Genomic DNA, 12,988 nt, shown 5'->3' on the forward strand with positions numbered 1-12,988 from the left:
GGAAATACCATTCAAACAAACTGAACGATGAATCTGAAATATTAGTGTTTAGTATTTCAATATCCAGATATCAGAACCATATTCTCCCTTATATCCTTCTAATGCACTTTGTGATTCTGCTAACGTTCCAAATCCAGCAATTGCTACACGGTGAGTAACTGCTTTGCCAAAAGGAGGAATGATTGATGGACTCTTACCTTCATTTGATAACGAATTAGCATGATCCATTGCCATATCTCCATCTAAGAAACTTGCAATAACAATGTAGAAATTACCAGTTTTATCAGATAATGCATTTACCGTGCCAGGAGTTGCCGAAACAGCGGCTGGTCTATTTGATGCCTGTTGATTTCTATTATTTGACGCAGCAGGTTGACTTGTAGTTTGGGCAGGTCTACTTGCAGGTCTTTCAGCAGGCTTATTCTCAGTTTCACTTTCAGTATTAGACGTATTCTCAGCTTCAGTTGAGGCCTCATTTGACTCTGGCTCCTCTTTTGGCTGTTCTGCAGGCTTAGTCGTAGCTGGCTTCGGTGTAGTCTTCTCAGCAACAGGTTGAGATTCTTCTTCTCCACCGATTGGAGACATAACCCAGAATACAGTTCCGAGTGCAGCAAAAATCAATATTCCAACTATTACAACTCTTGCAAATTTACCTTTATTCTCTGCTGGTGCTGCTTTTGTGGCAGGTCCCTCGTCATAAGAGTCATCAATATCACTTAAATCATCACCTTCGGTTTCCATTAGTTCTTTCTCGAATTGTGCAAACTCATCTTCGTCTAACACATCACTATCAAAAACTGAATCAGGAATTTCTTCACCGCCTGAGTCGTCAGAACCTCCGAAATCATCGAAAGATTCCTCTTCATAAAAATCATCCATTGATTCCTCAGCGGCATTATCTTCAACTGTAGCTTTATCTTCATTAACATCAGACTCTGTTACAGCATCCAGATCTTCATCTGCAGTAGTATCATCAAACGAGTCCGAATCATCAAAAGAATCTGTAGAATCGTCAAATGCATCACTCATCGATTCATCATCAAATGCGTCGTCTAACGAAGTATCATCGAAAGCATCATCTAATGAATCATCTCCAAAAGAAGCTTCTAGTTCTTCATCTGAAATTTGATCCGGGATCTCCTCATCAAATGAGGCGTCATCAAAAGAATCATCATCGAATATGGAATCATCTTCTGAAGAAGCTTCAGGCTCTGGTTCTGATGGTGCTTCTGCAACAGGTTCAGGTTCAGGCGTAGGTTCCTCGACAGATGCTTCAGGAGTAGATTCTTCTACAGAGTCATCATCATCCAAAGCTTCATAATCTAATTCTGGTAATCCAAAATCATCATCATCTCCGAAGAAATCGTCCTGATCTTTTTGATCTTTATCGTTGATATTATCGTCTTTCGCCATAGTAATTTTTTTGACCGAACCAAGATATAACAATTTTCAATACTAGGAAAAATACTTATTAGAATCGGTATTGACCACCTAGTTTGAATGAAAGTCCCCTAGTTGGGTACCCCAAATATCGTTCGTATTCGTCATTAAGCAAATTATTAGCGGTAATGAAAGCAGATACTTGTTTAGTGATTAAGTACTTCGCACTTACCCCAATATCTGTAAATGCGGACAGTTTTACAGAACCAAAATCTACGTTTGCTGGTCCTCTGAGCCCACCTATGCTCGTAAAATATGCTGAAACAATGAGTTTTTCTTGAATATTATGACTCGTAAACGCTTGAATAACATAAGTTGGTTTGTGCCACGCTTTATCTAGTGATTCGACTGAAAAACTATTAATATCAAGCTTTAAACCGTACGTACTTATTGATGTTGGCATAAATGAAATGCTTGAAGACAGCGTTACTATCCCAACTGATTCTGAATCATAAGACAATGTATATCTTGATGAATCTGATGGCGAAGGAGTATAAAATGGTAGGCCTTCAACAGAATTGAAAGTCAATCCAACATCTAAAAGTATATTGTTGAAAGGCTTTCCTTTAAAACCGCCACCAAATGAAGTTACGTATTCTGAATGTACAATTGTGAGTGAATCATCGAGGAATTGATTTTCATTTAGTGTTGAACTCAAGCTATTCCATGATTGTCCACCTGATAATAGTCCATATATGGACCAATCATCATTAAGTTCGTATTTGGCACTTAAATCAGGATAAAATCCAGTTTTAGAGTTATCTCCTACTTTACCAGAAGATATTATGAAACCTGCTTTTATCGATAGTTTATCTACTTTATGAGTAACCCAAGGTTTAACATTAACTAATGAGCGATCGATCTGAATACCTCCATCATACGAAGCGCTATTGGCATTTAGATCAAATCCAGTATTGAATTTTTCATCAATCTTGTAGGATAAAGACGCATCAGTACCTATGCTTAATTCTTTGTTGCCAGAATTCTCAGGACTAATGCTTTGATTGGTAAATGAAAAATTTGGAGTAATCGTGTATGAAACATCACCCTTTGTTCCTGATAGTGCCACATCAAAGACAAAATCATTTAGAGAATTATCGTCAGGCTTTGATGAGTCAAAACCATTATTCACTCTATTTGCATTCCCATAGAAGTTATATTGCTGATTTGTATACTTCATTCGGGGAATAATAGCAATACTGTTTTTCTTATAGGTTCCAGACAATTCTATTCCACCATTAGAATTACCACTATTATCACCATTTACTGGACCAGATTTAAAGCTTTCGTAGAATACCTTAGCATTGGTTTCAAATTGGTTGAATTTTTTAAAAAATCCAGCTTCTAGTAAAGGTGAACTATAATTTCCGAATCCAAATTTGACGTAGTTTTGAAATTTTTCATGCGGATAATTTTCTTCTACTGTTTGGAAGGGCACATCACTTTTATAGTTAGGCCATTCGAATAAAGGTTCATTTATTTGAAAATCAATCTCTATTGGCGAAGTATCTAAGGTATTTGCTGTACTTCTTAGAAATATTTTTTCAGCTACTGGTAGTACTATTTTGTTGTCTTTTTCAACTACAACTTCGCCTGAGATAATTTCACCCTGCGTCTTAGTGCTATCTGATTGTCCTGCTGCCTGCCAGGTAAACAACGAGAATAATATTATTAGAATTATATACCTCATTAGTCCTTTATTTGAGTTGAATCTTCCTGAATTTTCGGATCCTCAATCGTTAAAAGAAGATTCTTAGAGTTTAATACAACTTGTTCATTTTTAGAATGTTGTATGATTGATCTTAAAGTTGCTTTGGCCTGAAAAAGCTCTTCTTTAGCAATGTAATTTTCAGCAATTAAGTAATACGATTTATCTACCCATTCTGTATAGCTTCCGTATTTGGCATTTAGGTCAAATAGTAGATCCAATGAATTGTCATAATTACCGTCTTCATATGAAATACGACCTAGATAATAGTTGGCCTCTGCTCCAATGATCCCTTCTTCATTTTCTAAAAGTTTAAAGTTCTTTTGTGCTCTTTCTTTTTCATCGATTCGATACAAAGACTTAGCCTTTACACTTATTGCATATTGAGAAGCATTTATGGGCTTCCATTCAGCCGTTAATATGTTGTCTGCACTTTCTATGGCTTGTTCGAAATCATTGTTTTCATAGAACAGCTGCATTAGTCCATTTAATCCATTATAAGTGTCTTTAGGTGTTATTTGAAGGCTTACGAGAAGTTTATATACTTCTTCCGACTCCTTGAATAGTTCTAGTCGCCTATTAATCTCTCCTAACCTATTCAATATTCTGCCTGTCAATTCACTTCTTAAAAACTTTAGGTCATCAAATCCAGTTTTAGATTTTTCTAATTCATCTATTCGATAGTATGAATCAGCCATGTAATACTTCGCTTCTGTTCTGTTGCTGCTGGATTGATAATTTTTCAAGTATTTCTCAAACGCTTGTGCCGCTTGCAAGTAGTTGAAATCAAAATATAGGTTTTTTGCTGATTCAAACTCAATTACTTCGAGACTTCCATCATCAGGGTGAGCCTGCCTATAATCTTTAATGTATTGATCTAGTTTCTTTATCTCTAGTCCAGATTGTTCCAATTCCTGCAATCCAAGTATTGCATTGAAAGCAAACTCTGAATTCATTCGATTTTTCAAAATGTCTTCATAATCAGACTTTGCATCATTTAATTGCCCCAAATTCTTTTTAGAAATCCCTCTATTTAGCTTTGATTGATCATATTGAGTTGAATTCGGATATTTATCAATAACCTGAGTAAAATAAGCATCAGCGTCGGTGAAATTTGCAGCTTCAAATTCAATCATGGCAGACTGAAATATTGCAGATGCTTTGAATCTATCATCAGTGGGTATTTCATTGAAGGAACGTATAGCTTCGTTTGTTCTATCTAAACTTTTGAGTACCAAGCCCCTTTGATACAGTATATAACTTGACTGGATTGATTTCGATAATTGATTATAGATGTCGAGCGATTCTTGATATGATTTTGTTGCATAAAGACAGTCGGCATGCCTTATGCTTGCATCGTTTCTGATTTCAACTTTAGCTGAAGTTCTTGCTTGCTTAAAAAATGGGATCGCATCTTGGTATTTTTGTTTGTTGTAATAAGCATAACCTATACCGTAGTTAGAAATTGCATCAATATTGGACTGCTTTTTATACGCATTAATGGCTTGATTAAACTTGCCTTCTTGCATGGAAATCTCACCTAAATGATAATATGAGCTATTGGTGAGATCAGCATCGATGTTGAATCTCAAACTTTCATTGAACCATTTTCTTGCCTCACTGAAACTTGCATCATTGAAGGCTAAGATTGCTTTCTGATAAGTGACTTGTTGGTAGATATATTGCTGCGTATCGTTCGATATTCCAAGCCTATTTAGATGATCTATTGCAAGGTCAAAATTGGAAGTCCTCAAGTATGACTGTGCAATAAGATTTTGCATTTTTTCAGAATCAACACCGTCATGAAATTTTTTCAAGTAGTCATCAGCAAAACTGATTGCCTGATCATATATTCCAAGCTTAGCATTTATACTAGCTGCCTGAAACAGAGATTCTTTTAAAATTTCATTGTCATTAGACGCTGACGCTTCGATATATGCTGTCAAAGACTTCTGATATTCTTGCTTTTTTAAATAAAGCCTACCTAGCTGAAAAGCGCTTAACTGGGCGTATTCACCACCTTGAATACCAGACTCTGTTAAATACTCGATAGCAAGCTCTTCATTTCCTATCTTGAACTTGGATACTCCTGCTTGATAATAAAGCGCTGCAGAAGGTTTGCCTGGATGTACTTCGATTGCACGTTGAAAAAAAGCATCAGCCTTAGCAGATTGATTTTTCAATGCATAAGCTTCACCAATGATTTGATTAAAACCAGAGTTAGTTATCGTTTTTTCCTCAGAAAGTTCATTCTGAGCCATTGCTAAAACTTCATCTATTTTACCATTCTCTAGATGAATTTTTGCTATGAAAAATTTTGATGAATTAGCAAATTGAAAGTCATCCTCTATATTCTGAAAGTATCCGAGAGCTTTGTCTTTTTGATTTAAATGATATGAGCTATATCCTTGATAGTAGTCTAGTTTATTGAGTTCCTCAGACTCACTCCTTCTAGCAAGCTGAAACAAATTGCTAGCATCAGAATACTTATTCTCATTAAGCTTCAATAAACCATATATATAACCGTATGAGGCTCGATCTTTTTTAGTTAAATCACCTGAGGAGATCGTAGATAAATATTTGTTGCTTTTGAGTGTATCTTGATTGTAAAAATAATATTCCCCTAAGTGATAGTGGACGAGAGATTTCATTGGATGCTGCGGGTTGTTAGCCAACCATTGCTCCGATGATTTTGCATCTGATTTTCCAGTCTTTAACTGACTTAGATTTAGAAGAATTTCTTCATCTTTCGAAAGACGTTCCTTAGTTTTTAAATCACTAATAACACTTTGGTATTTTCTTTCTTGAAAATTTTCAAAAGTTGTTAAACCAGCAAATTCCTGGCTTTCTATGGAACTCTGCGAAAATGCATTTAGAAAAGAATAACCTAAAAATAGCGTAATGAGAATTCTCAATGTAGAATTGTTTTTGACCATGAAATGCAACGAATATTCGGCACTAAATTGTATTAGTTCATCAATTTATATACCAATTCTGTTAAAACCGGACCTTCTTTTTTTGTAGCAAATCCAATGCCTTTTGATTGCATATCCGCTTCATGCAGATATTTAATGTTTTGAGCTACTTTATGCACAGGGTAGTTCCTTGCAGCCTGGAGATACTCTTTGACAAAAAATGGATTAACGCCAATTAAAGATGCTATTGCTTTATCACTCTTATCTGCTGAGTGATGTATTAAAAGTAGCTTGCTGAAATATGAGAATAGACTGTAAATTGTTAAAACTAAAGGGTTATTGCTTGGATTGGATGCAAAATAATCAGCGATTTTGTGAGCTTTTAATTTGTTCATTGAACTAAAAGCCTTTTGCAATTCAAATATGTTATACTCTTTGCTAATGCCTACATAACGTTGAATCATAGAGGAGTTAATTTCTTGACCATCTTTGACATTTAGGAGAAGCTTTTCTATCTCGTTAGCAAGACGTTGTAAATTATTGCCAATGTTTTCTGAGAGCATCATTACTGCAGCATCATCAATTTTTACATTTTTGGCTTTACAATACGACCTAATCCAATCTGGCACTTGATTGTCATAGAGTTTCTTTGAGTTCAAGAAAACAGACTTCTTATCTATAATTTTCCCAAACTTGGTTCTTTTATCTACCGATTTATACTTATATCCAAAAACGAGTATTGTACTTGGGAGCGGATTTTCAAGATAGTTCACTACGAGCGTTTGTTTATCCTCTTTACCCCAATCACGCATTTCTTGGGCTTCTTTTACGATTACCACTTGTCTCTCTCCCATCATTGGATAACGCCGTGCAGCACCAATTACGTCTGTCAAAGTGGTATCCTTCCCATACATGATCAGCTGATTAAAACTCCGTTGGCTTTCATCCAAAGCCGTTGATTCAATATTGTCTATGATATTATCTATAAAGAACGTTTCTTCGCCTTGTAGGAAATAAACTGGAGCAAAAGTTCCACTTTTTATATCTCTTAGTATTTCAGTATAATCAGCTGCCATAATTCAAAGGTAAAGGCTACCTTAGAAATTGAGAATGAGAAAATTTCTATTTCTTTTAATTATTGTCTTCCTCAGCCAAATGAGCTATTCTCAATCGGCTGAAATAGATAGTTTAAGAGGTGTCCTAAGTAATCATAAAGTCAAAGACACAACCTACGTCAATGTAATCAATGACATAGCATTCGATCTTATAATTACTGATCCGCAAGAAGCTATTTACTACATTAATTTGGCGATTTCAGTAGCTAAGGATTTAGACTATGAAGAAGGAGTTTTACGTGCCACAACGATTAAAGGAAACAGTTTTCTTGTGATTGGCATGCCAGATCAAGCATTATCCTATTACTTGGAGGCACTAAGTTATAATCCAGAAAAATACCCATTACAATATGCTAGACTGAGTAATAATATTGGAGAAGTATATCGTCGAAAGGAAGTTTATGATTCAAGTATAAAGTATTTCAATAGAGCTCTTAAAATCGCACAAGAAAATGTAAAAGAATATAAGCCTGTAATCATCTACTCGAATCTTGGAGAAGTAAGTTTGATGCAGGGTGATTTACATAAGGCAAAGTATTATTTCAACAAATGCCTGAAGAATGCAATCTCTGAAGATCATTTAAGGGGTAAAGGATATGGGAATTTTGGTTTAGCAGAATGTGCATTTCTAGAAGATAAAGTTGATTTAGCAATCCTTCTTATGCACAATTCAGTCAAGTTTAGAAATCAAGCGCTTGATCAGCGTGGCGTTGCTCAATCTTATTTGAGATTAGGATCCTTTTTCAATACCAAGCAAAAGAATAGTCCTGATAGTGCGCTACACTATTGGATGCTAAGTGCAGACTTATCCACCGAACATGAGACATATGACCTGTTAAGTGAAGTATATAGCAAACTATATAATTTCCACTTAGATAGGTTAAATATAGAAGCTGCTGCCAAGTATTTAGATCTGCACAAAAATTTGGCTGATAGCATCAGAAATGCTGAATTCATCTCTAATGTAGGTAAGATGAAATCCGCCCTGAAAACGGAATTGGTAAATGCAGAGAATGAGCTCCTGAAGCAGGAAAAGTTGCAAAGAGAATCTGAGGAAGATGCACGATTGATTGTTATAAGCCTGGCATTTTTGATTGTTTTGGGATTGGCAATAACTACCTATCAGCATCGTCAAAGACAATTGGCTTCTAATGAGGCGACAAGTGAACAAAAATTTACGCAAACCCTTTTACTCCTCTCAAATAAACTTAATGAATCAGATTTCAACCTATCGGAATTCATTGAGCATCTTTTGGAGATGTCTCGGGTAGCCTTAGAAGTTGACAGAGCTACATTCAGAAGATATGATGAGCATGATGATTCACTTAATATTAATTCTAAGGTAGAAAGCGACAATGCTGAAGGCACTCCTGTTGTTGACATTCATAAGCAAGACATCATTAGTTTTTTTGATGAATTCTTGACTAATCGAACAATAGCAATCACAAATATTAGCAATGAATCACGACTCTCAGATATATATGAAAGCTATTTCAAATCGGTTGGAATCGAATCCGTTCTATGTGGTCCAGTATTGATTGATGGGAAATTTGAAGGTTTCATTTCATATGCAATGATCAACAATATAATGCGTACGTGGAGCATACAAGAGCAGCGGTATGTTGCTTCATTGGCTGATTTGATTTTTGTTGCCCTTGAAAAAAGAAAGGGTAATATTCTAAGGAGAGAAAAGGAAGAATTGATAAGTAAATTAAAAACGAGAAATAAAAGTCTGAACGAATTCAATAGTGTAATTAGTCACAATTTAAGGGAGCCTTTGACCCAAATAATTGGTTTATCTGAAATTTTAAAAGATGAAAATCATTCTAACGGGGACTCACAGGAAATTATCAATCGAATATCTGATTCATCGAACAAGGTTGATAAAGTAATCAAAGAACTTAGCATAATTCTAAGCGAGAACGAACCAAAACCATCTGATTTCAGACTCCTGTCATTAGAGAAATTGATCAAAGAAGTACTTGATCTTTTAAAAAATGATATCAAGTCACAAAATGTAACCATCGAACAAGTTCTTGAGACCTCTAAAATAAGATCATACAAGCCATATCTATCTGATGCTTTGTATCATATCCTATCAAATAGCATCAAATTTGCGAATCCATCTAAAAGGTTACATATCAATATCCGTAGCTATGAAGATGAGTTTAAACAATACTTAGTTGTTACTGATAATGGAAGAGGCATGGACTTAGAAAAGTTTGGAGATAAAATTTTCAAAATGTACCAGAGGTATCATATTGATGTTGAAGGTAGAGGCATTGGATTGTTTATCGTTAAAAACAGAATCAATGTGCTCAATGGAATTATAGATGTTGAAAGCAAAGAAGGTGAAGGAACTTCATTTATGATGACTTTCCCAAAATATTATTCATCACTTAATTAAGATAGGTAGAAACAAGGTTTTGAAGCATATCTACAGATAACGGCTTCGACATGTAATCAACAACATTAAGTTTTTCATCTGCCAACTGCTTATCTGATGGATTTATGGATGAAGTCAACAGTACAATCTTATTAGACTTGGTTCTTTCCATAGAGCCATATTGATCGAGAAACTGCCAGCCATTCATGATTGGCATATTAATATCTAATAAAACGAGTGCATCTTCAGGAGAATTACTTTGATTGAAAAAAGTAAGGGCCTCTTCTGCGGAATCGAATGTTAAAACTTCATCTACAAGAGCTGAACGTTCAATTATCATTTTGTTCAGGTAGTTCGTTGTAGCGTCATCATCAATCAACACAATTCTCTTCATATTCAAAAAGTTGGTAGTATGAGTATGTCTGCAATTTCCATTTTTTAAGGGATCTAAAAAAGTAATAAAATACGTATTTCGCTCTAAGTATAATTATCAAAAATTAAAAGATTTATTAACAACAAACCATCATATGTTAATAAAATATTATTCATGTATAATCTTTCTATCAAGAAGAAAAAGTGTTGATGTTTTGCAGCTCGATTATTCCTCTATTTAAATCAACAAATCAGCTACATGAAATATCTGACAATCATTATTCTAATAACTGCATTTAACCCGTCTCATCAGACATATTTAGGTGATCCTGATGGATATGTTATTGTCAAGTCCGACACTATCTATGGGCGGATTAAGGTCAATTTTGAAACCGGTACTATTACTGTCAAACAAGATTCGATAAATAGAATGTTTCTCACCGACATACACCGCATTATACTGAATAATAAAGAAAGAGAAACTTATATTCTAGTTACTTTGAATGATAGAAAAACCTTCTATAAGATCTTAGTAGATGGTAAATACCCACTTGCAACTAGTGAAGGAGTCTACTTTGCTTTAGTGAATAAAATCCCTTTTACTATTAATTCAGAAAAGGATTTATATGAGTTTTTCGGAAAGAGAGATGTTAAAGAATATATCTTCTTAAGAGCGATTAACATCACAGAGCAGGAAGGATTGATGGATGTATTTCAGTATTTTAATGATAGCGCATATTAACTACCATCAACTATCTTTTTAAATACTGGATCTCTAAATGTTCCATTATCTGTGATCATGGAATATTCTACCTCGCAAATTATTGTTGGCTTCAACCAAATCGTTTTCTTCTCTTCATGAGCTTCAGCCTCAATGATTTTGGATTCAATAATTTGATTTTCAAAAGCATTAGATAAAGATTTCAATTGTGCATCATCGAATCCTGTTCCAACTCTCCCTCGATAAATCAGGGATCCATCTTGCTGTTCTGCAAGCTGTAAAGATCCGAATGTTGATTCTCTTTCCCCTTCACCAACTGTGTATCCAATAATAAAACAGTCTTTAGTTTCTTTTACCTTGACTTTAATCCAAGCATCACTTCTTTTACCTGAAGTATATTTTGCGTCTATCCTTTTTGCTACAATGCCTTCAATTCCATGTGCTTTCGTCGCAGCAAATAATGCTCTTCCATCTTCCTCTGTTTGACTAATCCGATAGTTAGTTTCTCCTACCCTCAGTGAATCAATCATCCACCATCTTCTTCGGTCTTGCGGGTCATTCATCAGAGATCTTCCGTCTAAGTATAAACAATCAAACAAGTAGCAATATGCGGGAGATCTCTTCGACTCGTGATCAAAATTTTTCTTACTCATGAGTCTTTTAATCACTTTTTTGAAGTTGGCACGACCTTCAGAATCTAAACAAACAATTTCACCGTCAAAGATTGCATTATTGATGCGAAATGCTTGATCAGGAACATTCAATTCTGGAAACTGATCTGTGATATCGTTTCCATTTCTACTGTATATTTTGAGTTGACCTTCATTTAGGTAAATAAGCGCACGAATACCATCCCATTTTAATTCATAGTAATAGTCTCCGACAGGAACCCTTTTAGATGAATCTGCTAACATTGGTTTCATCACTTGCTCAAGGAGATTTTGTTGAGGAACATCAACACGCTCTAATAACCACTCTTTATCCTTCATTAAATGCATACGGTATTCAGCACTCAGTTGCTTTCCGGATAACCTGAAATAGAATCCATTCTTTTTTTCCTTAGTGATCTCGTATCGTCCTGTTGCATATACCCACATCATACCACCTCCATATTCGCCTTTAGGTATCTCACCTTCAAATGTTAAATACTTGAGCGGGTGATCTTCTGTTTGTACTGCAAGTCTTTTAACACCAGGTACTGGAGGCATACCTCTTGGTATTGCCCAAGACTTCAAAATACCGTCTTGCTCCAACCTAAGATCGTAATGAAGGTGCGAGGCATGATGTCTTTGAATACAAAACCTACTTCCTGGAGAATCGCTTTCTGAAATTAAAGGTTCAGGAGTTTTATTGAAGTCTCTTTTCTTTTCATAGTCTTCGAGTTGTTTGGGGGTCTTATGTCTTTTATTCGGAGGTAATTCTTTTGCAATTGCTGTTCTTTTATCTGTGTGCAATGGTACCGCCCATCCCCTAATTTGCTCCCATGCATCGCCTTCGGAAAGTACCCTATCTACAGTGGTCTTGATATTCCAATCGGATAGATCTTGCAACTCATTCAGTTCCTCCCAGCTAATCGGTGTAGAAGCAGTGGCTCCCCTTCGACCTCTTAAGCTATATGGACAGACTATTGTCTGCGAAGGTCTGTTTCGATAAATATCTACTAGTACTCTCCCCTTCCTTGATTCCTTTTTTATGTGAAGTGTCGTTCTTTTCTCCTTATTAATAAAATCGCTTGCTATTTTTTTTGCAGCTTGGAAACACTCTTCGAAGGAGTAACGAGGTTCTATTGGAGTTACAATATGAAGTCCTTTACCTCCAGTGGTTTTAATAAACACATGATAATTATAGCGTTCAAGATGTTCTTTAAGGCCTAAAGCAATTTCCTTTAATTCATTTAAGGGAAAGGAACCGTCTTCTGGTGGATCTAAATCATATACTATATAATCAGGTTTGTCACTGTTCTCGGAAAAGCTGTGAATTTGATGAATTTCTAAACACGCTAGATTGGCTAGCCATACTAATGTAGCCTCTTCCCTAGCCACAACATATTCTTTCTTCCTTTCTTGTCCTAATCTCTTATAATCGATCCAATCAGGTGTCCAATCTGGTCTATGCTTTTGAAAAAATTGTTCACCATATATACCATCTGGATATCTTACTAAAGAAAGAGCTCTTCCTCGAATATGATTTAGAATTGTAGGTGCAAGCTTTAAATAATACTCGATAATTTCAGCTTTCATTATTTCATCTTCTGGATAAAGTACTTTATCCAAGTTTGAAAGCTCAATTACTCGCTTACCTACCTCGGCATGAATTTTTTGTTTTGCCATC

General features: G+C 35.3%; 8 protein-coding genes. 2 read left to right on the forward strand and 6 right to left on the reverse strand.

Features of this window, described 5'->3' with window-relative positions:
• Positions 1-48: 48 nt before the first annotated feature.
• Genes ACY650_RS18310 through holA form a run of 4 tightly spaced genes read right to left on the reverse strand, consistent with a single transcriptional unit; the run spans position 49 to position 7,139 of the window.
• Entirely contained in the window at positions 49-1,413 is a 1,365-nt protein-coding gene (locus tag ACY650_RS18310; protein WP_462249769.1) for a hypothetical protein, read from the reverse strand.
• Positions 1,414-1,471: 58 nt separating this feature from the next.
• Entirely contained in the window at positions 1,472-3,130 is a 1,659-nt protein-coding gene (locus ACY650_RS18315; protein ID WP_462249771.1) for a TonB-dependent receptor, read from the reverse strand.
• The gene (locus tag ACY650_RS18320) at positions 3,130-6,063 is read right to left on the reverse strand and encodes a tetratricopeptide repeat protein (protein WP_462249773.1); all 2,934 of its coding nucleotides are present in this window, start codon (positions 6,061-6,063) and stop codon (positions 3,130-3,132) included. The genes ACY650_RS18315 and ACY650_RS18320 overlap by 1 nt, the downstream gene beginning before the upstream one ends.
• Positions 6,064-6,116: 53 nt before the next feature.
• On the reverse strand, positions 6,117-7,139 hold the full coding sequence (holA, locus tag ACY650_RS18325) for a DNA polymerase III subunit delta (protein WP_462249775.1): 1,023 nt from the start codon (positions 7,137-7,139) through the stop codon (positions 6,117-6,119).
• Between the two features lie 34 nt (positions 7,140-7,173).
• Between holA and ACY650_RS18330 the strand changes: the two genes are divergently transcribed.
• Entirely contained in the window at positions 7,174-9,585 is a 2,412-nt protein-coding gene (locus ACY650_RS18330; RefSeq protein WP_462249777.1) for an ATP-binding protein, read from the forward strand.
• On the opposite strand, the gene ACY650_RS18335 is transcribed toward ACY650_RS18330, so the two are convergent.
• Entirely contained in the window at positions 9,578-9,958 is a 381-nt protein-coding gene (locus tag ACY650_RS18335; RefSeq protein WP_462249779.1) for a response regulator, read from the reverse strand. The genes ACY650_RS18330 and ACY650_RS18335 overlap by 8 nt on opposite strands.
• Positions 9,959-10,195: 237 nt before the next feature.
• Here ACY650_RS18335 and ACY650_RS18340 point away from each other — a divergent pair, with 237 nt between their 5' ends.
• Positions 10,196-10,678 (forward strand): hypothetical protein, encoded by a 483-nt coding sequence (locus tag ACY650_RS18340; RefSeq protein WP_462249781.1) that lies wholly within the window; start codon positions 10,196-10,198, stop codon positions 10,676-10,678.
• On the opposite strand, the gene ligD is transcribed toward ACY650_RS18340, so the two are convergent.
• A complete protein-coding gene (gene ligD / locus ACY650_RS18345; RefSeq protein ID WP_462249783.1) occupies positions 10,675-12,987 on the reverse strand; it encodes a non-homologous end-joining DNA ligase in 2,313 nt (770 codons plus the stop codon). The two genes, ACY650_RS18340 and ligD, sit on opposite strands and share 4 nt — an antisense overlap.
• Position 12,988 lies beyond the last annotated feature (1 nt).

It is taken from the genome of Ekhidna sp., from assembly GCF_963691765.1.
Classification (GTDB): domain Bacteria; phylum Bacteroidota; class Bacteroidia; order Cytophagales; family Cyclobacteriaceae; genus Ekhidna.

Bases quoted from the DNA above. Each gene is read 5' to 3' on its own strand.
- ACY650_RS18335 (WP_462249779.1), bottom strand. From the start codon at position 9,958: ATGAAGAGAATTGTGTTGATTGATGATGACGCTACAACGAACTACCTG.
- holA (WP_462249775.1), bottom strand. From the start codon at position 7,139: ATGGCAGCTGATTATACTGAAATACTAAGAGATATAAAAAGTGGAACT.
- ACY650_RS18340 (WP_462249781.1), top strand. From the start codon at position 10,196: ATGAAATATCTGACAATCATTATTCTAATAACTGCATTTAACCCGTCT.
- ligD (WP_462249783.1), bottom strand. From the start codon at position 12,987: ATGGCAAAACAAAAAATTCATGCCGAGGTAGGTAAGCGAGTAATTGAG.
- ACY650_RS18310 (WP_462249769.1), bottom strand. From the start codon at position 1,413: ATGGCGAAAGACGATAATATCAACGATAAAGATCAAAAAGATCAGGAC.
- ACY650_RS18315 (WP_462249771.1), bottom strand. From the start codon at position 3,130: ATGAGGTATATAATTCTAATAATATTATTCTCGTTGTTTACCTGGCAG.
- ACY650_RS18330 (WP_462249777.1), top strand. From the start codon at position 7,174: ATGAGAAAATTTCTATTTCTTTTAATTATTGTCTTCCTCAGCCAAATG.